Origin of the sequence: Kiloniella spongiae (assembly GCF_001026905.1) — a bacterium.
In the GTDB taxonomy this organism is placed as follows: Bacteria; Pseudomonadota; Alphaproteobacteria; order Kiloniellales; family Kiloniellaceae; genus Kiloniella; species Kiloniella spongiae.
The window spans coordinates 19,213-45,327 of sequence record NZ_LAQL01000019.1 but is presented as its reverse complement, the minus strand read 5'-3'; the positions used below and the strand labels follow the sequence as shown (position 1 = coordinate 45,327).

The following is a 26,115-nucleotide window of genomic DNA, read 5'->3' as shown; positions in this document are numbered from 1 at the left end:
ATGCGAATACTACATAGTGCAATACAAGGATGATGTCTGTGAAGGGTATCTGTGAAGATTGCCTTTAATCCGATTGGTTATATGTTGTCTTTCCTGTGCTTTGTTCAGTGTTTTCCTTGGTGCTTTTAGTTTCTTTTTTAGGATCCCAGATCCACCATAGACTGATAATGGCCCACAATCCCGGGATAGGAGCAAGCAAGGTCAACCATTCATCATCAAAGAGGTTTCTGATCAGGGCAAAAATAACGGCAAAGGCAATGACAACCATGATGGTTTTTGTCGTTTTTGATGGTGGGGCAAGGACGCGCTTTTGTTTTATTTTTTGATCTATTTCTTGATCAGAAGATAGTGCAGCATGCGGGTCCAATGTTGCTTTTGCCCAATCGGGTTCGGCTTTGGTTGCCATATCCCCGTTTTTCCAAACGCCGTCGGATGTTTCTTCATCGACTATTTCAGCATCAATGATATGGCTGTTTTGAGAGTTAGGAGCAACCTGATCTTTGTCAGTCTTTTTGTTTCCCAGAGCCTTTGAGAGAATACTATCGAGCCAGTCGCCGAGAATGGTCGCGAGTAGGGCTGTAATACGAACGGCAATCCACACAGCAATTGCAATGGCAAGCATGATGCCGCCAAGTTTTATAATTTCAAAGCCAGCCGGAACCTTCTGATTTTTCAACATGACAATGCCGATGAAAACCAACGGTACGAGTATGGCAAGTAAGATGCTGAGGCGATTGACCGCCTTTGTGGTTTTGAACTTATTCATGCCCTGTAAATACCGAACTCCCCCTTGGTCCAATTCCTTTTGGTCCAAATACCTTTGGCAGCAGCATAAATCATCCTGATTGACAGAGTGTTAACAGATGTTAACCACTCTGTTTAAACTCACTGTCTCTTTGTGTATGTGTGATTTGACTGTCAGGATGATTAACTATTATCACTAAAGGCCAGTCTGAAACCAAATCCGGCAAAGGCTGCGGCTGTTGTTCTGCGGAACCAGCGCATAAAGCGTTCACTTTTTAGGGCGAAGTTACCGATGAAGGCTGCAAAGATCCCGTAACCAATAAAGACAATGAAGGTCATTGCCATAAATGTGAGTCCCAAGGTGAGGGTATCCATCATCCATGTGTTTGATTTTGCGTCAACAAACTGTGGCAAAAATGCGAGAAAGAAGATGGAAAGTTTCGGGTTCAAAACGTTGATCAAAGCACCTGTTGAGACAATTTTTTTTACACTAATGGGGAGGCGATCTTTTTGTTCCAGAGACACTGGACCATTATCTTTGAATGTTTGATACGCAAGATAAAGTAAGTAGGCAACGCCTGCGAATTTTACGACCTGAAATAAAAGGGCACTGGTGTGGAGGATCGCTGCAAGACCAAAAGCGGCAGCAATAAGCGCAGGAACAATGCCGAGCGTACAACCAAAAGCCGCTGCAATACTGGCTGTGCGACCAGCTGCCAAGCCTGTAGCGATTGTGTATAAAACGCCTGTGCCAGGAATTAAAATAATTACGAGAGAGGTCAATAAAAATTCAACGGTCATAAATTTCAACCTTTGGCTAATTTAAACAAACATTCAAAAAACGGTTTGTTAATGATCGGGTATAGCTTTGCAAAGACCTCGATCTTTCGTGAGGAATGCTCAGGGTATAGGCTATGTTTTTGTGTGGCAATAGGAAGCATAATCATAATGACTATGTATTCGGAATGAAAGAAACTTGAGTTGGCGGTAGATGGTCGTTGATATACCGTGCCTAGCTGCCCCTTTAGTTAAAGTTGGGGCAGGATTGAAGTTTTAAATTCTCTATTTTTAAAATTTTCTTTTTTTAAAACTCTCTGGCGATGGAGAATTGTACAGCACCAATGAGTGCTGATTTTTCCGGGCTATCTGGGAAGATATCCAGTTCAGTTATGGCTTTTTCTACATATTCACGGGCTTTTGCCATACTATCTTCGAGCGCGTTGTATTTGTTCATCAAGGCAATTGCGGTGTCTAAATCGTCATCGTTCTGGTCAAGATCCTCAATTACACGCTTCCAGAAAACCTTTTCTTCGCTATCAGCTTTTTCGTAAGCGAGAATGATAGGTAGGGTCATTTTTCCTTCGCGGAAATCATCGCCGACAGTTTTTCCTAAGGCAGCCTGTTTGGCAGAGTAATCAAGAATGTCATCGACAAGCTGAAAGGCGATACCCAGATACTGGCCATAGTTTTCAAGGGCTTGCTCTTCGTTTTCCGGGCGTTCCGCAACTACAGCACCAAGCTGACATGACGCTGCAAAGAGAACGGCAGTCTTACCACTGATAACTTCCAGATAGGCATCGCGATCTGTTTCAAGATCGTTTGTTGTCATTAACTGTTGAACTTCACCTTCGGCAATAATGGCCGAGGCATCTGACAAAATGCGGATCACTTCCAGAGAACTGTCGCGTGACATAAGCTGAAAAGCACGGCTGAAAAGAAAGTCACCGACCAGAACACTCGGTTTGTTACCAAAGATGGCGTTTGCAGTATCCCGTCCGCGGCGCAAGTCACTTTCGTCAACGACATCATCGTGCAAAAGCGTTGCTGTATGTATAAACTCAATACAAGCGGCAAGGCCAAAATGACGATCACCTTGGTAGCCACACAATCGTGCAGAAGCGAGCGTTAATAGCGGGCGCAATCTTTTGCCGCCCGCGGCAATCAAGTGTCCGGCAAGTTGTGGAATTAGAACAACATTGGACTGCATATGTTTCATGATCAGGGCATTCACAGCCTGCAAATCGTCAGACACGAGGTCCATAAGAACGTCCATGCCATTCTTGGGCCCATTTGGGGACCCAAGGTCAGAGGTGACGTCAGGATCTTTTTGATCAGATTTTACATCCGCAGCAATGGCCACGTTCTTCCCCTACTAATTACCAAGGTCCACGATAGCTAAGAGGGGGGTCTATTCTTGATCGTTCTTTCCCGATCATTATTCCCTGACAGCTGTTCCGAGACCGTTATTCCCGATAGGTCGTTCTTATAGGAAGGCGTTGGGGGAGTAAACCGGATAACGGTATTTTTATAAGAGTGTGACCATAAGAAACAGGGAATAGGTAAAAATTCATGCTGTAGGGCTTTTTCAGTGCTGCACGGGTTCTGTTCAATACGAGCAATCAAATGAATCCCTTTGACGTGATTACCCGTATCTGTCCGATTACATTTTTGTTTGGTTACGGGGATCTGACTCTCCATGCTCAGATCTGAAAATGCCTCAGGTTGCTTTTTGATTGATCAATTGAGCGAGATAAGAGTTCTTTTTAAGAAGAAAATCGATCAATCTGTTTTGATAGTCACCTGAGACAGCCTGAATGACTGAGGGACGTTCGGACAGCTTTGCTCTGTATTTCTGGACGCGGACTGTGCTCTGGAAAAAGCTATCGGAAATAAAAAGTTCAAAAGTATCGAAATAACGGAAGATTGGGCCATAAACGGCATCAATGAATTGGAAGTCATCCGAGGCAAAATAATCAGTTTCTCCTAGCTGAGTTTCCAACTGTTCAAACTTACTGGCAATAACGGCGCGTTTTTCCTGAAAGCTTTGGTGGTCTGGCGCGCTGTAAAAGCCTGCGATAGCTGCAAGGATGGTTGAACCGAATTCAATCCAGGATCGATGGCGGGCTTTCTCGAAGGCATTTTTTGGGTGAAGCGATCCTGTGGTTACTTCGTCCAGATATTCACCTATGACGGCAGATTCAAATAGAACGCCCTGCTCTGTTTGCAACAGGGGAACCTTGCCAAGGGGAGAGATTTCTTTGAACCAGTCAGGTTTGTTCGCGAGATCAATGTATGTCCGGTTATGCGGAATTTGTTTTTCGTCCAGTATGATTATTGCTCTTTGCACGTAGGGACATAGGGCAAAGCTCACCAGCTCTATTTTGCCGTTTGCAACTAAGTTCTTGTTACTTGATGTTGTACCATTGGGACGACTTGGCTGTGGTTCTGAGTATGCGGTCTTTGTTTCTGTTCTGTTTGGTGAAAGATCGGTTGTCATCGGTTTGTCCTGTCAATAGCTCGGTACTAATGCAAAGTATCTTGTTAAGTGCCTGTGCAAGGTAATTGTCCTTCTGATTGTTATGATTTAGTCTGTACGTATGTGGGTATCAATTGTCGTAAAATGAAAATAATCTTTGCATGAATGAACAGGGTGAATATTGGCGAGACTTAAGAACTGTGCTGGCCGTTGCCAGGTCTGGTTCCTTGTCTGGTGCTGCGCGGCAGTTGGGCACAAGCCACGCGACTGTCTTTCGACATATAAATCACATCGAAGAAAAACTCGAAGTTAAACTATTTGAACGTAACCGGGATGGTTATGGTCTAACGACGGCGGGTGAGGCAGTAACCAAGCTGGCTGAAAAGTTTGATCAGGACCTGGTGGTGTTGGAACGTCAACTTCTTGGGGAGGAACTTCAGCCTCGTGGTGTGGTTCGGATTACTACAACCGATACACTTCTGATTAACTTTCTGTCTCCGATCTTTGCCGATCTGCAAAAAGCCTATCCCGATATAGAGCTGGAAATAGGTTGTTCTAACGAACTGGTTAATTTGAACAAGCGCGAAGCGGAGATTGCGATCCGCCCAAGTAAAATAAGCCCGGATAATATGGTCGGCAGAAAGATGGCTGATATTCGTGTTGGCATATATGGCAGAGTGCAAGACCATCAATATCTATTGAAAAGCAATCATGAAATTGAAATTTTGGCTGAGCTAAAGAACCTGAATTGGATTGGCCCAGACGAAAGCCTTGCCCATTTACGTTTCTACAAATGGTTTCAGGATAATGGTCTCTATGCACAGGTGAAAACCAGATATAATAGCTTGCTCGCGGTTGCCGATGCGGTGCGTAATGGTGGTGGTGTTGCTATCTTGCCCTGTTTTATGGCGGCAATTGATCCGACATTGTTGGCCCTGAAGGCGCCGCTGGAAGGATTTGATAATGAACTCTGGCTTTTAACGCATCCTGATTTACGCAAGGTTGGGCGCATTCGGGTTTGTATGGATTTTTTAAGCACGGCAATTGGCAAAAAGAGAAACCTTCTCGAAGGTAAGCCAGAAATCGATGCTTAAAGTTAAATTGCTTCATCAGTTTAAGCTGGATTGTTGGCTATGTAAGTTGAGGGCTTTATAATTCGGTAGATTTTCCCGGTAGATTTTCTAAGCGCATTGCATGCGAGCCATGCTTTTTGAAGCACTTTCCCATAATACTTTTGGGGTGTGCGATCTTTCCTTGCCGCTTCCTTGTCGGGGCGATAGTTTTCTGCGTTGAATATGCGTACCAATTTTTCCTGATTTATGTGTTCTGGTAAAACGTGTTCTGGATTTATACGGGCTGACTAGCGTGATCGAAATTTATCGGACCAATGATATTGTCAAACTTTCCTGGCTTCAGGCTTTGTTATCTGATGCGGGAATAGAGTGCGTGGTGCTCGATCAACATGCTTCTATTATAGAAGGATCTATTGGGGCAATCCAACGCAGAGTAATGGTTCTGGAAGAAGATGCATTGCGGGCGCGAAGAGTTCTAAGCGATGCAGGTGAAATAGAGGAAAGTATCTGATGCCGGATCTTCCCAAGAATATTTCCCAGAATCTTCTTGAGAATTTTGCTCTGACAGAAGATGAGTTTATCGGTGGTAAGGTAACGGTCTTTCAGCCTGCCAAGGGATATCGCGCGGGCATTGATGCGGTGCTTCTGGCGGCGACTGTCGCAGTAATGTCTGGTGAGAAAATACTGGATCTGGGAAGTGGTGTTGGAACGGCAGGACTTTGTCTGATGGGCCGTGAACCGCAAGCAAAAGTAACGGGGCTGGAATTACAAGCCGTTTTGTTTCAAATCGCAGAAAAAAACAGACAAGTGAATCGTCTGAAAGACCGATGGTCTTTAGTAAATGGCGACCTTTTGAAATTACCTGATGATTTGCCTTTGGGATCTTTCGATCAGGTTATGTGCAATCCACCCTTTATGCCCAAAGGAACATCACATGGGTCCCCGGATCCGATAAAGCTGCTTGCCAACCACGAAGGCGAAGCCACTTTGCGGGACTGGATGCTGGCAGCTTTGAAATTGGTCAAACATAAGGGCGCTGTTACCATTATTCATCGCGCAGACCGTTTGGATGAAATTCTGTCTGTATTTCGAGAGAAAAAAGCCGGTGCAATAGAAGTTTGCCCACTGTGGCCTTATGAGGGACAACCTGCCAAGCGGGTTATTGTGCGTGCTCGACGGGGAATATCCAAGCCTATGATCATCACTGCGGGGCATAAACTTCATAAAACCGACGGGTCCTATACCGATATTATCGATGGGGCTTTAAGACGGGGACAAGCGCTCCCACTTTAGGAGGAGAAAAGATTTTTTGCTTTTGGATCACCAAGTGGAACTGTTCATGGTTGTGGGATTTCTTTTCAACAGTTACAAGTTTTTGGAACAATTTTAATAAGGCACATTATGAAGCTTAAAAAGCTGTTAGCTAAACTTCCTATCGAATGTTTTCGCAACCCACCTGCAAAGGTTGCTGTGGTCGCGCTTAATGGCGTGATTGGAGCGGCAGGTCCAATGCGATCAGGTCTTACACTTGCGTCAGTTGAAGATCAATTGACCGAAGCTTTTAAGATGGATGATATCAAGGCTGTGGCCTTGTCGATTAATTCGCCAGGTGGATCCCCCGTACAATCTGATTTGATCGGTCGTTTAATCCGGGATCTTGCAGATAAACATGAAGTTAAGGTTTATGCTTTCTGTGAAGATGTTGCTGCTTCTGGTGGATACTGGTTGGCCTGTGCAGCTGATGAAATTTATGCGATGGAATCTTCCGTGATTGGATCCATCGGGGTGATTTCCTCTGGCTTTGGTTTTCCTGAGTTGATCAAAAAACATGGTATCGAACGACGGGTTCGCACTTCTGGTGATCTGAAATCCACACTTGATCCCTTTGAGAAAGAAAATCCGAAAGACGTGAAGCGTCTCAAAGGTATTCTGACTCAAATCCATGAGAACTTTATGGATTGGGTTCGTGGACGCAGAACCGGTAAGCTCAAAGCTGATGAAAAAGAGATTTTTTCCGGCGAGTTCTGGACGGGCGTTACAGCGAAAGAATACGGTTTGATTGATGGCTTGGGATCAATGCACCAGATCATGCGTTTTGAATATGGTGAGAAGGTTAAACTCATCAAAGTCGAAGGCAAACGCAGCTGGCTCAAAGCAAAATTGGGTCTGGGCGGTGGCGATGCTCTTTTAAAAGGTGCCGGACTTGCTGGTTTGGGGGGCGTGAATGCCGCTGATATTGCTGGTGGTATGATGGCTGCTGTCGAAGAGCGTGCTCACTGGGACCGTTACGGCCTTTAAGTTTTAATAGCCTCTGGGATTTTGGCTTGGTTAACGAGAATGGAATCCGGGATAATTTGATCTTGGATTCCCCATGAAGAAAAAGCCGCGATGCGCGGTATGGTTAGGATAGTATGTTCGGAATACCCTCTATAGGTAAGTTGCTGATACTCGGATTGGTTATTGCCGGGGTTTATCTGTTTTTCAAAGCAGCAGGACGACGTGAGCAGTCTCGTCGTAATGGCGGTAAGAAAAACATGGGGCAAAACACCGGACGTACGCCAAGCCAAAGCCAAGAAAATCAAGATGATAACGGATCGCTGGACATGGTTCAGTGTCCGGCTTGCAAGGCCTATATCCCTGCCAAAAGCAAATGCTCTTGCGGTGGTAACGGCTAGAAGCGACAAAAAATATCTCGACTCCGGCATTGTGGCTGTTGATTCCAAATGCTGGTCATTATAAGTTCATTCAAATTTCGCACTGCAGCAAAATGACAAATAACGATATGTCCCAGTCTGACGCAAAAAAGTCCGACGTAACTAATTCTGACGATGTTAAGGTCGGCGTAAATTCCGTTGATCTTAAAAGCCCGGCTCAAGCTTCTGTGAAAGCCAAGGCGAAAACCAAGGTCATAGTTGACCCTGAAAAGTGTGTGCAACGCCTCATTCTCAAACTTCAGGATTATTGGGCCCGCCAGGGGTGCGTTATTCTTCAGCCCTATGATTTGGAAGTCGGGGCAGGGACGTTCCATCCGGCAACAACACTTCGGTCTTTGGGCCCGGATACTTGGCGCGCAGCCTATGTGCAACCCTGTCGTCGTCCGGCTGATGGTCGTTATGGGGATAACCCAAACCGTCTGCAGCACTATTACCAGTTTCAGGTCATCATGAAGCCTTCTCCTGCCAACTCGCAGGAGCTTTATCTGGGGTCGCTGGATGCCATTGGCATTGATTCAACAAAACACGACCTTCGTTTTGTCGAAGATGACTGGGAAAGCCCGACATTGGGGGCCTGGGGACTTGGTTGGGAAGTTTGGTGTGATGGCATGGAAGTCAGCCAGTTTACCTATTTTCAACAGGTTGGTGGCATTGAATGTAATCCGGTTCCTTTGGAACTGACATACGGTCTTGAACGCCTCTTTATGTATGTACAGGGTGTAGAGAACGTCTATGACCTGGATTGGGACGGGGTTCCGGCCGAAGAAGGCGGGAAAACCTATGGTGATGTTTTCCATCAGAACGAAGTAGAATTCTCTACCTTCAATTTTGAAATTGCTTCAACAGACGAATTGTTCCGCCATTTTGAAGATGCCGAAGCTGAATGTGCACGGATCTTGAAGTTCGGTGAAGCCAATGCCGAGAAAAACGGTAAGGCGAAAGGCAATCTCTTGCCTCTGCCTGCCTATGATCAATGTATGAAAGCCAGTCACCTCTTTAACTTGCTTGATGCTCGCGGTGTAATCTCCGTGACGGAACGCCAAGCCTATATTGGCCGTGTACGTGAGTTGGCAAAAGCATGTTGCGAAGCCTGGAATAAAACCCAGCAGGAAGAGGCGTAAAGGTATGTCCGAATTTCTACTTGAACTTCACTCGGAAGAAATCCCGGCGCGTATGCAGGCTAAGGCTGCGGCCGATCTTAAGAAAATTGTCAGTGATCAACTAAAGGCAGCAGGCCTTGTTTATGTTGATGCGCGCTCATTTGTGACTCCACGCCGTTTGGCGCTGGTTATCGACGGTTTGCCTGAAAAACAACCTGATGTAAGTGAAGAGAAAAAAGGCCCAAAAGTCGGCGCGAATGAAAAGGCACTCGAAGGCTTTATGAAGGCCAATAGCCTTGTATCTATTGATCAAGCTGAAGTAAGAAATACGCCCAAGGGTGATTTCTACTTTGTGGTTAATGAAATCAAGGGACGGAATACCACCGAAGTTCTTGCCGAGATTGTTGTGGAAACAATCAAGAGTTTTCCTTGGCCCAAGTCCATGAAATGGTCAAAAAACTCTTTCCGTTGGGTGCGCCCACTGCATTCTATTTTGGCTATCTTCAAAGGCGAAACCCTCAAGGGTTCCTTTGATTTTGGCAACCAGACACTGAACTTTGGTAACAAAACTCGGGGTCACCGCTTTTTGGCGCCGGATTGGTTCGAGGTTAAAAATCTGGATGATTACCTTCACAAGCTTCGCCTTGCCAAGGTTCTTGTGGATGAAAGCGAACGTCGTGATCTGATCGAAACGCAAGCTAAAGAGTTGTGTGTTGCCGAAGGCTTGACCCTAAAAGATGATCAGGGACTTCTGAATGAAGTGACTGGTCTGGTGGAATGGCCTGTTCTGTTGATGGGCCAAATTGCCGACCGCTTTATGTCTGTGCCACATGAAGTGCTATCCACATCTATGAAAGAGCATCAGAAGTATTTTTCTGTTCTTGATGGTGATGGGAAGCTTGCGAACCACTTTGTTTTTGCAGCCAACACCGAAACCGTTGATGGTGGTCAAACGATCATTTCCGGTAATGAGCGCGTTCTGGCATCCCGCCTTTCCGATGCAGAGTTTTTCTGGGATCAGGATAAAAAAGACAAGCTGGAAAGTCGTGTTGATGCGTTGGAAACAATTGTCTTCCAAGCCAAGCTTGGTACGGTTGCCAATAAAATGGGTCGTGTTTCCGTTCTTGCCAGTGATTTGGCCGAGCAAACAGGGTGTAATCCTGTTTATGCACGTCGCGCCGCAGAATTGGCCAAGGCTGATTTAACCACTGGTATGGTTTATGAATTCCCTGAACTACAGGGCATCATGGGCCGTTATTATGCTCTGCATGACGGGGAGAGTCCCCTTGTTGCCGAAGCGATTGCAGACCACTATTCTCCACTTGGACCGTCCGATCGTTGTCCTTCTGCACCAATTTCAGTGGCGGTTGCCCTTGCTGATAAAATTGATACGTTGGTTGGCTTCTTCGGCATTGATGAGTTGCCGACGGGGTCGAAAGATCCTTTTGCCCTGCGTCGTGCTGCACTTAGCATTATTCGTCTGATTACAGAAAACAGCTTGCAGATTAGTTTGCGCCAAGCATTCGCAGCAAGCTTCTCGGCCTACACAGGCCAATTGACGGAATCTGAAGATAAAACCATTGACGGTTTGATGACTTTTATTGCCGATCGTCTAAAGGTCGCATTGAAAGATAAAGGTGTTCGTCACGATCTGATCACAGCCGTTTTCGCCCTTGGGGATGAAGACGATTTGGTTCGTTTACTCGCCCGTGTTGATGCTCTTGCCGGATTGCTGAAAACCGATGACGGGGCCAACTTGTTGGCAGCTTACCGTCGGGCAGCGAACATTGTTCGGATCGAAGAGAAAAAAGATAAAACGGTATTCGATGCGACAGTCGATACCGTGTTGCTGCAACAGCCTGAAGAACAGGCGTTGCAGGAAGCTCTGCAAGGAGCTTCCCAGGAAGCCACAAAGGCACTGGAACGTGAAGATTTCACCGAGGCGATGGCGGCACTTGCCGGACTTCGTCCTCCGATGGACGCGTTTTTTGATAAGGTAACGGTGAACGATGATGATCCGGCTTTACGAAAAAACCGTCTGTGCTTGTTATCTCGGATTGGTGTGATCCTGGGGCAGGTTGCAGACTTCTCACGAATAGAAGGATAGATGAGAAAATGACCAAATGGGTCTACAGTTTCGGTAATGGCAAGGCTGACGGCAAAGCCGACATGAAGGAACTACTCGGCGGCAAGGGGGCTAACCTTGCCGAGATGTCATCGCTGGGGCTTCCGGTCCCGCCCGGTTTTACCATCTCCACCGAAGTCTGTACGGCCTATTATGATAATGATCGAAACTATCCGGATGATCTTGCTGGTCAGGTTGATGAAGCCCTTGGCCAAATAGAAGATATTGTCGGTGTTAAGTTTGGAGACAACGCGAACCCTCTGCTTGTCTCCGTTCGTTCCGGCGCACGCGCTTCCATGCCGGGCATGATGGACACGGTCCTCAACCTTGGCCTTAACGATATTACTGTCGAAGGTCTTGCCAAGGTATCAGGTGACGAGCGTTTCGCCTATGACAGCTATCGTCGCTTTATCCAGATGTACAGTGATGTTGTTCTCGAAGTTGATCACCACTTCTTCGAAGAAATCCTGGAATTGCACAAAGAAGATAACGGACTAATTCTGGATACAGAACTTTCAGCCGAAGACTGGAAGGGAATTATTGTCCAATACAAGAAGATTGTTGAAGAAGAATACGGTCAGCCTTTCCCGCAGGACCCGAAAGAACAGCTTTGGGGTGCGGTATCTGCAGTATTCGGTTCATGGATGAACGCTCGTGCAACAACCTATCGTAAACTGAACGACATCCCCGCAGCGTGGGGAACGGCGGTCAATGTACAGGCTATGGTCTTTGGTAACATGGGCGATGACTGTTCTACCGGGGTTGCCTTTACTCGTAATCCTTCGACAGGTGAAAATGCTTTCTATGGTGAGTACCTGATCAATGCCCAAGGCGAAGATGTGGTTGCGGGGATCCGTACACCGCAAAACCTGACGATCAAAGGCAAAGAAGAACAGAACTCTGACCTTCCATCCATGGAAGAAACAATGCCAGAGGTGTTCAAGCAGCTTGATGAAACGCGTCATATTCTGGAAAAGCATTATCGCGATATGCAGGACATTGAATTCACCGTTCAGTCCAACAAGCTCTTTATGCTACAAACCCGTGCAGGTAAGCGTACAACGGCTGCTGCTCTTCAGATTGCGGTTGATATGGTTGCCGAAGGTCTGATCACAAAAGAAGAAGCAGTTGGTCGTGTTGAACCTGCTGCGCTTGATCAGTTGTTGCACCCGACACTTGACCCCGATGCTGATCGTAATGTGATTGGCCATGGCTTACCGGCTTCACCTGGTGCGGCCTCCGGCCAAATTGTATTCTCTGCTGATGAAGCCGAAAAAATGGCACAATCCGGTAAGGGCGTTATCCTTTGTCGGACAGAAACATCACCGGAAGATATTCACGGTATGCACGCTGCCAAAGGTATTCTGACCTCTCGTGGCGGGATGACGTCTCACGCGGCTGTGGTGGCGCGTGGTATGGGCCGTCCGTGTGTGTCCGGTGCGGGCGATCTGCGCATGGATTACAAAAACGAAACCATGATTGTTCGGGGTGAAGAACTGAGGGCCGGTGATATCATCACCATTGACGGTAGTAATGGTGAAGTTATGTTGGGGGAAATTCCAACAATTCAACCGGAAATGTCTGGTAATTTCTCGACCCTTATGGAATGGGCAGACAAGATCCGGACGATGAAGGTACGCACCAACGCCGAGACACCGAATGATTGCCGCACTGCGCGCAGTTTTGGCGCGGAAGGTATTGGGCTTTGCCGTACTGAACACATGTTCTTTGATGCGGACCGTATTGTTGCTGTGCGTGAAATGATCCTGTCTGATGATGAAACAGGGCGTCGTAAAGCACTGGATAAAATCTTGCCGATGCAGCGTGAAGATTTTGTCGAGATCTTCAAAATTATGGCGGGATTACCGGTAACAATTCGTTTGCTTGATCCGCCTCTGCATGAATTTCTGCCTCACGGGACGGAAGAGATGCAGGACGTTGCGGATGCTGCTGGCGTGCCGATTGAAAAGCTGCATGCGCGTGCTGCAAAGATGTCGGAAACAAACCCGATGCTTGGGCACCGTGGCTGTCGTTTAGGTATTTCCTATCCTGAGATTTATGAAATGCAGGCTAGGGCAATTTTTGAAGCTGCAGCACAGGTTTCAAAATCCGAAGGTCAGACTGTTGAACCAGAAGTGATGATCCCGCTGGTTGGCATGAAGAAAGAGCTTGAGATCCTCAAGGCGCTTGTTGATCGTGTTGCCAAAGAAGTTATGGCTGCCGAAGGTGTCGAGATGAAATATCTTGTTGGTACGATGATTGAGCTTCCACGTGCGGCACTACGTGCTGCGGATATTGCGGAAGAAGCTGAGTTCTTCTCATTCGGAACCAATGATTTGACGCAAACAACCTTTGGTTTGTCTCGTGATGATGCGGGGAATTTCCTTGGTGCTTACGAGCGTAACGGCATCATTGAACAAGATCCGTTCATCTCTCTGGATCAGGAAGGTGTCGGTGAGCTGGTTGAGATCGCTGCAGAACGTGGACGGAAAACGCGTAGTGATATCAAACTTGGTATTTGTGGTGAACACGGCGGAGATCCGGCGTCCATCAATTTCTGCCAGAAGGTTGGATTGAACTACGTTTCCTGTTCTCCATTCCGCGTGCCAATCGCTCGCCTTGCCGCAGCACAAGCCGCGATTAAAAAGTAACACTGCTCTATAAGAAGCAGTTATATAAAAGGGTGGCTTCGGTCACCTTTTTTGTTTGGACTGTCCCGTTCTTAAAAAAACGTCACCGTATTTCAGGGCGGGTCATATCTTTGTTCCATTACCTCCACAAACGCCATGCAGACCTTGTTCCCGTACATTGAGTTCCTTCGTAAAAACGGTGAACTGGATAAGCTTTATCTTGATGCATTTAAAGCCGTTCTCAGGACGGCAGGGAAAAAGCAATAAGAAATTAGACGGTTCTATTTCTGGAAACGATAACTACTCCTATGGCAGCGATGGCCATTCCACCCCAGGCAAACAGGGGCATTTCTTCGCCCAGGAGCAACCACCCGAATAGTGCGGCAAGTGGCGGAACAAGGAACATTAGTGATGATACCCGGGATACTTCGCCAGCGCGTATCATGGCGAGCAACAAGCTCATGGCCAGGATTGAGTTGCCAATTGCCAGATAACCGAGGGCGGCAAAGAATTCGACAGTCCAGTTGACCTGCATAGTCTCAAAGGTCAAGGCAATGGGGGCGACGACTGCAAATCCTGCTGCATACTGGACCATGTTGGCAACAATTGGGTGGTAACCGCCACCAAAGCGTTTTTCATAGAGCACACCACTGGTAATTCCCAGTAATCCAAGCACGCTGAAACTAACGCCGATCAGGGTCGGAGGCTCTATATCCGATCTGGCCACGATCACAATTAAAACCCCTGTGAGGCCAAGTAGTAGGCCAAGCCAGCGAAGCCAACTGACTTTTTCCCGAGCAAGCCTGGGGGCCAGTATTGCGACAAGTATCGGCTGTAAAGACATGAAAATAGCCAAAACACCAGCAGATACGCCAGATCTGAACGCCCACCAGCAAAAGCCAAAATAGACCGCCTGTACCAGAACGCCGACAACAATCAGATGAAGCCAATCAGCGGCCCGTTGGGGCAGGGAAGGCTTGAAAAAAAAATAGAACGGCACCAGCAAAATCACGACAAATGAAAAGCGCATGGAAAGCAGCGTCATTGGCTCAGCATATTGAAGTCCTACTTTGGCAACGCCATATCCCCCAGCCCACAGAAATGTGAAGGCAACAGGCGCGAGTATTAACCACAGAGGTTTTTTGCTTATCGTCATGATGGGGTGATCCATAAAAGGAGAGTGCCCTTCACATTATCAAGCAAAAATACAGATGGATATAGCCAAAGTGAATTTATTGGTAGGCCATGATTTAAATTAGGTAATTTGCTTTTAAAATATGCAATTTTTGTTTTGTAAACTAGTATAACAATTATGATTTTTATCGTGAATGACTGATCAGCGGAGAGGTCATGACGCTGACAAGCTATAGGAATTATGTATTCTTTTATTTTCAATTAGTAGCTTTGAAAAAAAACAAACCTTATTCGTGTTGGTGATGTTGTCAAAATTCGAAAAGGGATTAACCTTCATGTTTTGAAGATTGTTTATACATTTGGGAAGGGGAGGATCGTCGTGACAATCAATGGATCTGATCGCGCCTTTGCAAACTGCAAATACACAGGTGGTCAGTTAACATGCAAATAATTCGTGATTCAGATACCGTGGAATGGGTTGAACAGTTTCCTGGCCTTTCCCAGCTTGATGTCCAGACGAAAGAACTTTTGTTAAAGCGTAGTAGTGTTTTGTCTGTAAAGGAAAATAGCGTTATTTTTGGTCCAGGAAAATCACCAGAAAATATGCTCTTTCTGCTAGATGGGTCTGTGCGCGTACAACAAATATCTGATACAGGAAGAGAAATCGTGCTCTACCGCATTCATGCCGGGGAAAGTTGTGTCCTGACGACGGCATGTCTTCTTGCTTATGACGATTATTCTGCAGAGGGAATTGCTGAAACTAATATAAGGGCAGCTGCGATACCCCGACAGTTATTTGATGAACTTGTTGCTCAGTCTCATGGGTTTCGAAATTTTGTTTTTGCCGCATTTTCCAAACGCATTACGGATCTTTTTCTGATGGTTGATGAGGTTGCTTTTCAACGTATTGATGTCCGGCTCGCTCAGAAACTTATCGAGCTGTCTGAAGGCAAAGATAGTATTAACACCACGCATCAAAAGCTGTCTATTGAGCTTGGTACTGCCCGTGAAGTTATATCGCGTCAGTTGCAGGAATTTCAACGACGGGGCTGGGTAGAACAGGCTCGAGGTACAGTTATGATCCTCATGCGTAATGAATTGATAATTCTTGCAGACAAAAACGAATAGAAAATTTTCAAACTTTTGGTGACTTAGTCACTGATGTGTTTCCTCTAAAGCTTTATTTTGAATATAGCTTTGAAGGAGAATAAATAATGACAAGAAATATTGGCTCGCTTGATCAGGCAATTCGTCTGATCTTTGCTCTGATTTTGATTACAAGTCCTTTTGTCAGTGGCCTTTCCTATTTTGATACGACTTGGATGACATATACGTCTGTTTCGCTTGGGGTTGTGATGCTTTTGGTATCTCTTATTCGAATATGCCCCCTTTATTCGATATTGGGTATTCGAACCTGTAAGTCGTGCTGAGCAATATACTTCGTCATTTTTGTTATCTGTTGGGTAATGTCCATGTTCAATGTAAATGGTGTGTTGACTGCTTAATTTGATATGTTGAGGCAGGGCGCACTGTCTGATCATAGTACAAAACTGATGTTACAAGCTTTATCGAAACTTGCCGGCCTGTTTTGAAGGGCTGTTGTTTGGCCCGTTGATCTGAAATCAAGGTCGTAATTCATTTAATTTTATCACAGAACAATTGACGCTTCCTGAAAAGAGGAAACTTTCATGCCATATCCCGTAGAAATGCGAACGGTCCCTGATGTATCGGCTCATTTTGATGAGGCGACAAATACAATCAGCTATATCATCAAAGATCCATCTAGTGACTGCTGTGCAATTGTGGACAGTGTGTTGGATATTAATTATGCCGCAGGTCGTATTTCTTATGATCATGCAAACGTTCTGATTAACGAAGTGAAAGAGCGTGGTCTGACGCTGGACTGGATTATTGAGACCCATGTACATGCTGACCATCTTAGTGCGGCCCCATATATTCAAGCAGAGCTCGGGGGTAAGGTTGGTGTTGGCGACAAGATAATGCTTGTTCAAGAGACCTTTGGTAAAATTTTCAATGAAGGCACAGAGTTTCAACGTGATGGTTCACAGTTTGATGCTTTGTTTAAAGATGGTGATCGCTACAAGGTAGGACAGATGGAATGCTTTGCAATTTACACCCCCGGCCATACTCCGGCCTGTATGGCCCATGTCATGGGGAACGCGACTTTTACAGGTGATACTTTGTTTATGCCGGACAGTGGCTCAGCCCGTGCTGATTTTCCTGGTGGAGATGCTGGGAAGCTTTATGACAGTATTCAAAAAGTGCTGAGTTTACCTGACGAAATGCGCCTTTTTATGTGTCATGACTACGGACCAAATGATCGAGAAATTCAATGGGAAACCACTGTCGCAGAGCAGAAACAAAAAAATATCCATGTTGGCCTCGGAAAGACACGGGAAGAATTTATTAAATTTCGTACTGCACGGGATGCTCAACTAGATGTGCCAAAACTTATACTGCCTTCTTTACAAGTAAATATGCGGGCAGGTGAACTTCCCTCAGATCCTGATGGCAATCTGATGCTTAAAGTACCGGTGAATGCCTTGTGATTAGCTAAGGCGAGAGATCTGCTAGAAAATCAATACTCAGAATTATTGAGATCAATAGATATTCGTTCTTGTTAATGTTTGACGATTGTCTGAGGCTAAACTTCATTGGAAAGAGGAATAGATGATATGGATGTAAAAAGCATTTCGGACAAGTTGTCTGTGAGCCCGCAGATTGTATTAGAAGACGTGGAACAGCTTGCTGAATTAGGATTTCGTTCAATTATCTGTAATCGCCCGGATGGAGAAGGTGCAGATCAACCAACGTTTAATGAAATTGCGTCTGAAGCAGAGAAGTACGGGTTGGAAATACGTTATCTTCCCGTGACTGCGGGTAAGGTGTCGAATGAGGATACTATTGGCTTTAGTATCGCTATGCGTGAATTGCCAAAACCTGTCATGGCATATTGTCGAAGCGGGACACGATCTGCGACACTCTGGTCGCTAAGTCAGGCTGATAAAATGTCTGTGCCTGATATTTTATCCGCAGCTAAAACAGCTGGATATGATATGGGGGGCGTTGTCCGACGGCTTACAAATGGTGGCAAGACACCAATAGATCATGCTGATGCTAGTTTTGAAGTGGTTATTGTTGGGGCGGGTGCCGCGGGTGTCGCTGTTGCTGCAAGCTTGAAAGCACGGCAGCCAGAGCTTGAAATTGCCATCATAGATCCTGCTGATATTCATTATTACCAACCGGGGTGGACTATGGTTGGCGGGGGCATTTTCGATGCGCACGAAACTGCGAAAACCATGGGATCTCTAATCCCAAAAGGTGTCCAATGGATTAAGGCTGCTGTTGCCGCTTTTGAGCCCAAAGACGATGTTATTATTTTGGATGGTTGTCGCGTCGTCAAATATAAACGTTTGATTGTTTGTCCGGGCATCAAGCTTGATTGGAACAAAATTGACGGACTTGTCGAAACACTTGGAAAAAATGGTGTTACATCAAACTATCGTTACGATCTTGCGCCCTATACCTGGGAGCTTGTACAGAAAATGTCGGAAGGCAGGGTGATTTTTACGCAACCTCCGATGCCAATAAAATGCGCAGGTGCTCCACAAAAGGCAATGTATCTGTCCGCCGACGCATGGTTGCGCCGCAACGTCCTGAACAATATCGATATTCATTTTAATAACGCTGGCGGCGTATTGTTTGGAGTTAAGGATTATGTACCAGCACTTGAACGTTATGTGCAGAAATACGATGCGACGTTAAACTTTTTTTATAATCTTGTCGCCGTTGATGGTACCGCACAAAAAGCATGGTTTGATGTTTCAAAGCCGGATACGCCAGTCAGGCGAGTCGAGGTAGACTTCGACATGATACATGTTTGCCCGCCACAGACAGCACCTGATTTTATTCGTGTTTCACCACTCGCTGACGCGAAGGGATGGGTTGATGTTGATCAGACCACTTTGCGCCACAAAACCTTTGAGAATATCTGGTCTCTTGGGGATGTTATGAATGCACCAAATGCCAAAACAGCAGCCGCGGCGCGCATTCAAGCACCAATTGTTGCCGAAAATGTGGTAGCAGACATGAATGGTAAAGCGCCAGTTGCTCAATATAACGGTTACGGTTCATGCCCACTTACTGTTGAACGCGGGAAAGTTATCCTTGCCGAGTTTGGGTACGGCGGTGTTCTGTTGCCCAGTTTTCCAAAGATGCTTTTAGATGGCACACAACCAACCCGTATGGCGTGGCTTTTGAAAGAAAAGATGTTACCGCCTGTTTATTGGAAGGGGATGTTACGTGGTAGAGAATGGTTGGCGAAACCACAAAAGCTAATTGTTGAATAAAAAATATCTGCGGTTCCAGAGTCTCATCTGAAATAAATAGAACCTGTGGAGTTGTATTTGAGCTCTCTGGTCATTTTCCCTTGTTTATAAAGTCGATAAAGATAATCAGTTGTGAAAAATAGATTTTCTAAATATTTGCCAGTTTTATTTTGGTACAAAAGTTATAATAAACAATCGTTTTCGAATGATATGATTGCGGCATTGATTGTGACAATCATGCTTATTCCTCAGTCTCTTGCTTATGCGTTACTTGCTGGTTTACCGCCTGAAGCAGGGCTTTATGCATCAATAGTTCCTATCATACTCTATTCAATTTTTGGTACGAGTAATGCCTTGGCCGTGGGGCCTGTTGCTGTTGTTTCGCTTATGACGGCAGCTGCTTTGGGTAATATTGTTCAACAAGGTTCTGTAGGATATGCCACTGCAGCTTTGTCATTGGCTGGGCTTTCTGGGGTGATTTTGTTGATGATGGGATTCTTTCGCCTCGGATTTCTGGCGAACTTTTTGTCTCATCCGGTTATTGCGGGGTTCATTACCGCATCTGGTATTATTATTGCGGTTAGCCAGTTAAAACACATTTTTGGTATTGATGCATACGGGCATAATCTTTGGGATTTAATTGTGTCTCTTGTTTGGAATTTTCCTCAAACAAATATATTTACACTTGTGATCGGGATGACAGCTGTTCTTTTTCTGTTTTGGGTTAGAAAGAACTTAAAAACCCTTTTAGGAAGAGTTGGTGTTAATCCTTGGGTTTCAGATCTTGTTACGAAGGTCGGACCTGTCACCGTTGTTGTTGTCAGTACGGTTTCAGTATGGGGTTTCGATCTTTCTGATCAAGGTGTTAAAATAGTAGGGGATGTACCTCAAAGTTTGCCTCCTTTTACATTACCTGATTTTTCTGTGTCGCTGCTTCAGGAGCTTTTTATTCCGGCATTGCTTATTTCCGTTATTGGCTTTGTTGAATCTATTTCTGTAGCGCAGACGCTGGCTGCTAAAAAACGGCAACGGATTGACCCTGATCAGGAGTTAATTGGCTTGGGGGCAGCTAATATTGGGGCGGCAATGACAGGTGGTTTCCCTGTGACAGGTGGTTTTTCTCGTTCTGTTGTGAATTTTGATGCTGGTGCAGAAACCCCCGCGGCGGGTGCATTTACTGCAATTGGTCTTGCAATTGCTGCTCTTGCCTTGACACCCTTGATCTATTATCTGCCCAAGGCAATATTGGCTGCGACAATTATTGTTGCAGTGCTTGGGCTTGTTGATTTCAGTATACTCAAGCGTAGTTGGAACTATTCAAAAGTTGACTTTATTGCTGTTGCCGCAACGATCCTGTTAACTCTGATATTTGGTGTTGAACTAGGAGTTACTATCGGTGTTGGGATTTCAGTTGCCTTGTTTCTATACAAGACATCACGACCACACATCGCTGAAGTTGGCCTTATCGCGGGGACCGAGCATTTTCGAAATGTAAAACGACATAAGGTATATACTGATCCTTTAGTTTTAACCCTGCGTGTTGATGAGAGCCTTTATTTCGCTAACGCCCGGTTTTTAGAAAATGTTATATATGATCGTGTTGCTCTCGATTGCCCCGTTAAACACGTTATTCTTCAATGTTCAGCTATTAATGAGATTGATTTTAGTGCTTTGGAATCTTTGGAATCAATAAATGAGCACCTGAATGATTTGGAAATTAAGCTCCACCTTTCTGAAGTTAAAGGCCCTGTCATGGACAGGTTGCGACAGGCAAGCCTACTCGATGAATTGACGGGGCAGGTTTTTCTTTCTCAATATGATGGCTTCAAAAAATTAACCTCAATATCCGGTTCTACAAGATAAAATTTTGTATTCGGATGCTCTTGGCGATTATTTAAACCTCCCCAAAACGCCATTAGATAGCAGGTAAAGTTAGATTGGATATAGTTAGGGCGAATATCCCTGATATGAACAGTTTAACTGAATTTATTGCGAATCAGTTGCATTCTCATTTATTTTGAGTATCCTGCCTTCATTCTATGTTTGAGTCGATACGTTGGCCGATGCTTGGGGATGAAAAATAAGTCTTATTTTTCCCCGCTAACTGAATGCGGAATTTGACCCCGTTGGAGGAAATCAAATGAAAATCACAAAATTAAAAGCTGCAGCAACTGGTTTTGCAGCAACTTTGGCGATGACTGTTGGTCTTACTGTCGTGTCAAATGTCGCTTTGGCAGACAAAGTAACAATTACAGATATTGCCGGGCGCACTGTTAAAGTGGAAAAAAATCCCGAGAAAATTGTTCTTGGCGAAGGGCGTATGATCTATTCCATCGCCGTTCTTGACAGAGAGAACCCCTTCAAGCGCGTTGTTGGCTGGAAAGATGATCTGATCAACTATGATCCTGATGCTTACCGTAAATATATGGCGCGCTTTCCGGAAGTGGCAAAGATTGAAAACTTGGGTAGCCCTTATGCTGCGGAATATAGCTTGGAAACAGTAATTTCACTGGATACGGACGTTGTATTTCTTAACCTTGGTAATCTGTTGAAAGCTGAGGAAAGTGGCCTTCTGGATAAACTCGACAAAGCTGGTATCCCCGTTGTTTTCCTGGATTTCCGTCAACGTCCAACTCAACATACCGTTCCCAGTTTACAAATTCTTGGGCGTATCTTTGATGAGCGCGATAACGCAGACGAGTTTGTTGATTACTATCAGAAAAACATGATGACTGTATTTTCACGCATCGCAGAAATCAAAGACGAAGACAAACCTGTTGTCTTTATCGAAAATGCCGCGGGATATAACCCAGACAAGTGTTGCACCACTTACGGCAGCGCTAACCTAGGGCGTCTTGTTGACCTGGCTGGGGGATTGAACTGGGGAACGAAAAAATTCCCTGGACTAAAGGGGAAAGTGAACCCGGAAGTGATCTTTACAGATGACCCGGACATCATCATGGGAACGGGCGCAAACTGGTCCGAAGCTCAACCTGACACTATGGCTGTGTTGTTTGGTTATGAAGCAAGTGAAGACCTGGTTAATGAGAGGCTGGTTGCATTGGCAGGCCGCAAAGGATGGAGCGAACTGAAAGCCGTTAAGTCTGGACGTTTCCATTCTATCTATCATCAATTCTATAACAGTCCCTATCATTTCGTGGCGTTACAAACCTTCGCTAAATGGTTCTATCCAGAGAAATTTGCCGACCTCGATCCGGAAGCGACCTTTGTCGAGTTACACGACAAGTTTCTCCCGATTGACTATAGCGGTGTGTTCTGGGGCTCCTTACCCGCAACACAGTAACCCTTGAAATGAAGCCCGCGAGATTTGTGACATACCTTGATTGCTTTTGGGAATTGCTTTTGGGGCACATATCTTGCGGGCTTTTTATCTTTAGGCTTGGCATGCCAGATGCTGTTTCTTCACTCGGCTCGTCTATTCGTGCGATTTTCAAAATATTTCATTCAGAAAGATCAATAATGTCCTTTAGTCCTGATAAGCTAGGGAATGCAGATGAGATAGGTGCTACCACGGAAACTTATAAAAATGCTGCTATTCAGGCGGGATATCGTCGTCAATTAAGGCGTCGTTATTTAACCTTGTTGGGCGTTGCTGTTTTGTTGTGTGTCTCTTTTGTTTTTGATGTCTCTAATGGTCCTGGGAATTTTCCACTTTCTATTGTTATTGAGACGCTCTTGGATCCTCAGGCACATGGTATAAAACTAGAGGTTATTATCTGGGATTATCGTCTGCCGATTGCGATCACAGCTGTGTTGGTTGGGGCTATTCTGGCGCTTGCGGGCGCGCAGATGCAAACGGTGTTGAACAATCCTTTGGCCGAGCCCTTTACACTAGGGGTGTCGTCTGCAGCGTCTTTTGGTGCTGCCCTTGCGATTGTCGTTGGTTGGAGCATTGTCCCAAATCTGGGGCCTTTACTTGTTACTTTTAACGCTTTTATTTTTGCTTTGCTGACCTGCATTTTTATTCTGGTGGCAACCCGTATTAAAGGGGTTGGTACCGAGACAATGATTCTATTCGGGATCGCTATTTTTTTTGCTTTTAACGCGGCGCTCGCCATGATGCAGTATATGGCATCCGAAGATGAACTTGCCCGCATTGTTTTTTGGATGATGGGATCTTTATCTCGTGCAAGCTGGGAAAAAATATCACTGGGCGCAATCCTGTTAAGTCTGGCACTTCCTTATAGTTTCTACCGAACTTGGCAGTTAACGGCCTTACGGATGGGGGATGATACCGCAATCAGTTTGGGGATTGATGTTGCCCGACTGCGGGTTGAGATGCTGATTGTTATTTCGTTGCTTGCTGCTACGGCGGTTGCTTTTGTGGGCACAGTTGGTTTTGTCGGTTTGGTTGGTCCGCATATCGCCCGGTTGATTGTCGGGGAAGATCAACGTTTCTTCATACCGCTTTCTGCCTTGGTTGGTGCGCTTACGCTCTCGCTTACATCTATTATCAGTAAAATGATTACCCCCGGGATCATTTATCCGATCGGTATTATTACCGCCTTGATCGGGGTTCCTGTTTTCATTTCGCTTATTCTCAGTACCCGAAAGGAGCGGTTATCATGACACTTGAGATTTCTGGCCTTTGTTCTGATTATGGAAGTAAGAAGATACTGAAAGACGTTTCTATTGCACCAGTAGCGGGAGGAGAATTTGTTGGACTTATAGGTCCGAATGCGTCTGGTAAGTCAACTTTGTTCAAGTCGATTGCCGGGGCTGTTAAGGCAACGGATGGGGTAATTTCCCTTGATGGACGGGATCTCAGGCGTGCCAGTAGGGGGCAACGTTCCAAGGTCGTGGCCTATATGCCGCAATCTTATGGCTGTAATGCGGTTTTAACGGTTTTTGAATGTGTGTTATTGGCCTTGAAGCAGATGACGGGCTGGCGGGTTAAGCAAGATGATTTGCAACGCGTATCAAATGTTTTACATGCCTTGGGATTATCACATCTTGCGGATCGCGGTATCTCAAAGTTAAGTGGTGGTCAGGCGCAAATGGTCTCTGTCGCTCAAACGCTGGTCAGGGAACCTAGATTGGTGTTGCTGGATGAGCCAACGTCTGCACTGGATTTGCACCATCAGCTCTCAATTCTGTCAACGATCCGTGCTTTTATGCGCAATAGAAACATGATTGTCATTGCTGCGCTGCATGATCTGAATCTTGCTGCTCAGTTTTGCGATCGCCTGGTGCTAATTAAAGAAGGCGAAGTTCTTGCCGATGGAAAACCCGAAAAGGTGCTGGCACTCAAGGAGATTGACGAGACTTACAGGGTCATGACCAATTTGGAAAAAACCAGCAGAGATACGCTTTATGTGGATGCACGTTTGTCTGCTTAAACAAAAATTACTTTGGTTGTTTAAGCCAGGCTAAACCTGCTTCTTTCGTCTTGAAAGCCTGGAAAGTGTGTTCTAGCGCCAATGCCTGCATGGCTTTGATCAATAGATTGAATGTGATGTGACGAGAGATAAAGGCAGTGCGTATGCGTGGCGTTATTTCAGCTTTTAACTTCCCGGTTGCCGTCTGGTCCTGGAATACGGCACTTGCCCTCGTTTGCGGAAACACAGTTATCTGGAAGCCATCGGAAAAAACACCTTTAACCGCTTTGGCCTGTCAAAAAATATTCGAACGGGCTGTGGCGCGCTTTGGGAATGATGCGCCGACAGATCTGCATCATGTAATTGTTGGTGGTCGCGATGTTGGGGATGCCTTGGTCAGCAGTGAAGATGTTCCAATTGTTTCAGCAACGGGAAGCACAGCAATGGGACGTCAGGTCGGGCCAAAAGTCGCTGAGCGTTTTGGTCGCTCTATTCTGGAACTGGGGGGCAATAATGCGATGATTGTCTCGCCAAGCGCAGATCTGGATATGGCTGTGCGTGCTATTTTGTTCTCTGCGGTGGGGACAGCCGGCCAACGTTGCACAACGCTGCGCCGTTTGGTTGTGCACAAGGATATCTATAATCAACTGATGCCGCGAGTGATCTCTGCCTATCAATCAGTCAAGGTTGGTGATCCTTTGGCTCAGGGAACGCTTGTTGGGCCGCTTGTGGATCAGGGATCGTTTGATAATATGCAAAGTGCCCTGGCAGCAGCTAAAAATTCAGGTGGCACTGTACATGGCGGAGAACGTCAATTGGAAAATACTTTCCCTAATGGGTTCTATGTTCGTCCGGCTGTCGTTGAAATGCCAGAACAGAATGATGTGGTGAAAACGGAAACTTTCGCCCCTATCCTTTATGCAATGAAATACGATGACTTTGAAACGGCCATAGAAATACAGAACGATGTACCGCAAGGGCTGTCGTCTTGTATCTTCACCACGGATGTGCGCGAGGCAGAGCAGTTCCTTTCTGATGTTGGATCAGACTGTGGCATTGCCAATGTTAATATTGGACCAAGTGGTGCGGAAATCGGTGGGGCTTTCGGTGGTGAAAAGGAAACGGGCGGCGGTCGCGAAAGTGGCTCTGATGCTTGGAAATCTTATATGCGTCGTCAGACAAACACGGTGAATTACTCCCGTGAGCTACCACTCGCACAGGGTATTACGTTTGATATTGATTAAGAATAAGATTGTCTTGAGCGGAGTAATTGGATGCTAGTGCCAGCCTCATAATTAATGGACTGTGAGGCTGGTAATTACAAATAGCTTTGTTCAAGCAAATTTTATGCTTCATGATTTATGCGCGAAGTAATGTTCCTATAGACAGGCGGTGGTCTTTCAATATCATTTCTTAAAACTCTTCCTCGAACGATTGTGTAGTCTGTTATAGAGGGGGTATAGTAAGAGAAATACAATCATCCATAACTGCTCACTAATTTGCTGAAATTAGTGAGGGATCAATAAAACAAGCATTTCCGCAAAAACGATTATATGTCAGCACCGTGAAAGAATGGCTCGAGAACAACTTTGGAGCCGTTGTTTACCCTCATGGTGTCGAGATTAAATATAGCGGGATAACTGACTTTAAC

General features: G+C 45.6%; 21 protein-coding genes and 1 pseudogene. 17 read left to right on the top strand and 5 right to left on the bottom strand.

Features of this window, described 5'->3' with window-relative positions:
- Positions 1–64 precede the first annotated feature (64 nt).
- From WH96_RS19245 to WH96_RS19230, 4 genes are all read right to left on the bottom strand, one after another.
- Positions 65–766, bottom strand: coding sequence for a hypothetical protein (locus WH96_RS19245; RefSeq protein ID WP_047765861.1), 702 nt, complete (start codon positions 764–766; stop codon positions 65–67).
- 161 nt (positions 767–927) lie between these two features.
- On the bottom strand, positions 928–1,545 hold the full coding sequence (locus tag WH96_RS19240) for a LysE family translocator (protein ID WP_047765860.1): 618 nt from the start codon (positions 1,543–1,545) through the stop codon (positions 928–930).
- Between the two features lie 283 nt (positions 1,546–1,828).
- Entirely contained in the window at positions 1,829–2,797 is a 969-nt protein-coding gene (locus tag WH96_RS19235; protein WP_047765905.1) for a polyprenyl synthetase family protein, read from the bottom strand.
- Positions 2,798–3,241: 444 nt separating this feature from the next.
- Positions 3,242–4,021, bottom strand: a complete 780-nt coding sequence (locus tag WH96_RS19230; protein ID WP_082130594.1) for a glutathione S-transferase family protein — start codon at positions 4,019–4,021, stop codon at positions 3,242–3,244.
- Positions 4,022–4,161: 140 nt separating this feature from the next.
- Here WH96_RS19230 and WH96_RS19225 point away from each other — a divergent pair, with 140 nt between their 5' ends.
- The 8 genes from WH96_RS19225 (at position 4,162) to ppdK (ending at position 13,663) form a co-directional block, all read left to right on the top strand.
- On the top strand, positions 4,162–5,094 hold the full coding sequence (locus WH96_RS19225; RefSeq protein ID WP_047765859.1) for a LysR family transcriptional regulator: 933 nt from the start codon (positions 4,162–4,164) through the stop codon (positions 5,092–5,094).
- 271 nt (positions 5,095–5,365) lie between these two features.
- Positions 5,366–5,584: a putative signal transducing protein gene (locus WH96_RS19220; RefSeq protein ID WP_047765858.1), complete on the top strand. Its 219-nt coding sequence runs from the start codon at positions 5,366–5,368 to the stop codon at positions 5,582–5,584.
- Positions 5,584–6,366: a tRNA1(Val) (adenine(37)-N6)-methyltransferase gene (locus WH96_RS19215; RefSeq protein WP_047765857.1), complete on the top strand. Its 783-nt coding sequence runs from the start codon at positions 5,584–5,586 to the stop codon at positions 6,364–6,366. The genes WH96_RS19220 and WH96_RS19215 overlap by 1 nt, the downstream gene beginning before the upstream one ends.
- Positions 6,367–6,474: 108 nt before the next feature.
- Positions 6,475–7,371 (top strand): S49 family peptidase, encoded by an 897-nt coding sequence (locus tag WH96_RS19210; RefSeq protein ID WP_053006147.1) that lies wholly within the window; start codon positions 6,475–6,477, stop codon positions 7,369–7,371.
- Positions 7,372–7,484: 113 nt separating this feature from the next.
- Positions 7,485–7,748 carry a hypothetical protein gene (locus WH96_RS19205; RefSeq protein WP_047765855.1) on the top strand — a complete coding sequence of 88 codons (264 nt, stop codon included), beginning with the start codon at positions 7,485–7,487 and terminating at the stop codon, positions 7,746–7,748.
- A gap of 107 nt (positions 7,749–7,855) precedes the next feature.
- Positions 7,856–8,908 carry a glycine--tRNA ligase subunit alpha gene (locus tag WH96_RS19200; protein ID WP_218045098.1) on the top strand — a complete coding sequence of 351 codons (1,053 nt, stop codon included), beginning with the start codon at positions 7,856–7,858 and terminating at the stop codon, positions 8,906–8,908.
- 4 nt (positions 8,909–8,912) lie between these two features.
- A complete protein-coding gene (gene glyS, locus WH96_RS19195) occupies positions 8,913–10,994 on the top strand; it encodes a glycine--tRNA ligase subunit beta (protein ID WP_047765854.1) in 2,082 nt (693 codons plus the stop codon).
- 8 nt (positions 10,995–11,002) lie between these two features.
- Positions 11,003–13,663: a pyruvate, phosphate dikinase gene (gene ppdK / locus WH96_RS19190; RefSeq protein ID WP_047765853.1), complete on the top strand. Its 2,661-nt coding sequence runs from the start codon at positions 11,003–11,005 to the stop codon at positions 13,661–13,663.
- Positions 13,664–13,913: 250 nt separating this feature from the next.
- On the opposite strand, the gene WH96_RS19185 is transcribed toward ppdK, so the two are convergent.
- A complete protein-coding gene (locus WH96_RS19185) occupies positions 13,914–14,798 on the bottom strand; it encodes a DMT family transporter (protein WP_047765902.1) in 885 nt (294 codons plus the stop codon).
- Between the two features lie 419 nt (positions 14,799–15,217).
- Here WH96_RS19185 and WH96_RS19180 point away from each other — a divergent pair, with 419 nt between their 5' ends.
- The 9 genes and pseudogenes from WH96_RS19180 to WH96_RS19140 form a co-directional block, all read left to right on the top strand.
- Positions 15,218–15,904, top strand: coding sequence for a Crp/Fnr family transcriptional regulator (locus WH96_RS19180; protein WP_047765852.1), 687 nt, complete (start codon positions 15,218–15,220; stop codon positions 15,902–15,904).
- 86 nt (positions 15,905–15,990) lie between these two features.
- Positions 15,991–16,206 (top strand): YgaP family membrane protein, encoded by a 216-nt coding sequence (locus WH96_RS19175; protein ID WP_047765851.1) that lies wholly within the window; start codon positions 15,991–15,993, stop codon positions 16,204–16,206.
- A gap of 258 nt (positions 16,207–16,464) precedes the next feature.
- Positions 16,465–17,346, top strand: coding sequence for an MBL fold metallo-hydrolase (locus WH96_RS19170; RefSeq protein ID WP_082130593.1), 882 nt, complete (start codon positions 16,465–16,467; stop codon positions 17,344–17,346).
- A gap of 126 nt (positions 17,347–17,472) precedes the next feature.
- Positions 17,473–19,146 (top strand): bifunctional protein tyrosine phosphatase family protein/NAD(P)/FAD-dependent oxidoreductase, encoded by a 1,674-nt coding sequence (locus WH96_RS19165; RefSeq protein WP_047765850.1) that lies wholly within the window; start codon positions 17,473–17,475, stop codon positions 19,144–19,146.
- A 111-nt stretch (positions 19,147–19,257) separates the two neighbouring features.
- Positions 19,258–20,988 (top strand): SulP family inorganic anion transporter, encoded by a 1,731-nt coding sequence (locus tag WH96_RS19160; protein ID WP_047765849.1) that lies wholly within the window; start codon positions 19,258–19,260, stop codon positions 20,986–20,988.
- A gap of 277 nt (positions 20,989–21,265) precedes the next feature.
- A complete protein-coding gene (locus WH96_RS19155) occupies positions 21,266–22,429 on the top strand; it encodes an ABC transporter substrate-binding protein (RefSeq protein ID WP_082130592.1) in 1,164 nt (387 codons plus the stop codon).
- 176 nt (positions 22,430–22,605) lie between these two features.
- The gene (locus WH96_RS19150) at positions 22,606–23,715 is read left to right on the top strand and encodes a FecCD family ABC transporter permease (protein ID WP_082130603.1); all 1,110 of its coding nucleotides are present in this window, start codon (positions 22,606–22,608) and stop codon (positions 23,713–23,715) included.
- Positions 23,712–24,485, top strand: coding sequence for an ABC transporter ATP-binding protein (locus WH96_RS19145; protein WP_047765848.1), 774 nt, complete (start codon positions 23,712–23,714; stop codon positions 24,483–24,485). The genes WH96_RS19150 and WH96_RS19145 overlap by 4 nt, the downstream gene beginning before the upstream one ends.
- Positions 24,486–24,634: 149 nt before the next feature.
- Positions 24,635–25,708 (top strand): annotated as a pseudogene (locus WH96_RS19140) (aldehyde dehydrogenase family protein); the annotation flags it as partial.
- Positions 25,709–26,115 lie beyond the last annotated feature (407 nt).

Excerpts from the sequence above, each read along its gene's own strand:
- WH96_RS19205 (WP_047765855.1), top strand. The coding sequence starts at position 7,485 with ATGTTCGGAATACCCTCTATAGGTAAGTTGCTGATACTCGGATTGGTT.
- WH96_RS19175 (WP_047765851.1), top strand. The coding sequence starts at position 15,991 with ATGACAAGAAATATTGGCTCGCTTGATCAGGCAATTCGTCTGATCTTT.
- WH96_RS19230 (WP_082130594.1), bottom strand. The coding sequence starts at position 4,021 with ATGACAACCGATCTTTCACCAAACAGAACAGAAACAAAGACCGCATAC.
- WH96_RS19185 (WP_047765902.1), bottom strand. The coding sequence starts at position 14,798 with ATGACGATAAGCAAAAAACCTCTGTGGTTAATACTCGCGCCTGTTGCC.
- glyS (WP_047765854.1), top strand. The coding sequence starts at position 8,913 with ATGTCCGAATTTCTACTTGAACTTCACTCGGAAGAAATCCCGGCGCGT.
- WH96_RS19245 (WP_047765861.1), bottom strand. The coding sequence starts at position 766 with ATGAATAAGTTCAAAACCACAAAGGCGGTCAATCGCCTCAGCATCTTA.
- WH96_RS19200 (WP_218045098.1), top strand. The coding sequence starts at position 7,856 with ATGTCCCAGTCTGACGCAAAAAAGTCCGACGTAACTAATTCTGACGAT.
- WH96_RS19170 (WP_082130593.1), top strand. The coding sequence starts at position 16,465 with ATGCCATATCCCGTAGAAATGCGAACGGTCCCTGATGTATCGGCTCAT.
- WH96_RS19180 (WP_047765852.1), top strand. The coding sequence starts at position 15,218 with ATGCAAATAATTCGTGATTCAGATACCGTGGAATGGGTTGAACAGTTT.
- WH96_RS19215 (WP_047765857.1), top strand. The coding sequence starts at position 5,584 with ATGCCGGATCTTCCCAAGAATATTTCCCAGAATCTTCTTGAGAATTTT.
- WH96_RS19240 (WP_047765860.1), bottom strand. The coding sequence starts at position 1,545 with ATGACCGTTGAATTTTTATTGACCTCTCTCGTAATTATTTTAATTCCT.
- WH96_RS19210 (WP_053006147.1), top strand. The coding sequence starts at position 6,475 with ATGAAGCTTAAAAAGCTGTTAGCTAAACTTCCTATCGAATGTTTTCGC.
- WH96_RS19165 (WP_047765850.1), top strand. The coding sequence starts at position 17,473 with ATGGATGTAAAAAGCATTTCGGACAAGTTGTCTGTGAGCCCGCAGATT.
- ppdK (WP_047765853.1), top strand. The coding sequence starts at position 11,003 with ATGACCAAATGGGTCTACAGTTTCGGTAATGGCAAGGCTGACGGCAAA.
- WH96_RS19235 (WP_047765905.1), bottom strand. The coding sequence starts at position 2,797 with ATGGACGTTCTTATGGACCTCGTGTCTGACGATTTGCAGGCTGTGAAT.
- WH96_RS19150 (WP_082130603.1), top strand. The coding sequence starts at position 22,606 with ATGTCCTTTAGTCCTGATAAGCTAGGGAATGCAGATGAGATAGGTGCT.
- WH96_RS19225 (WP_047765859.1), top strand. The coding sequence starts at position 4,162 with ATGAATGAACAGGGTGAATATTGGCGAGACTTAAGAACTGTGCTGGCC.
- WH96_RS19155 (WP_082130592.1), top strand. The coding sequence starts at position 21,266 with ATGAAAATCACAAAATTAAAAGCTGCAGCAACTGGTTTTGCAGCAACT.
- WH96_RS19145 (WP_047765848.1), top strand. The coding sequence starts at position 23,712 with ATGACACTTGAGATTTCTGGCCTTTGTTCTGATTATGGAAGTAAGAAG.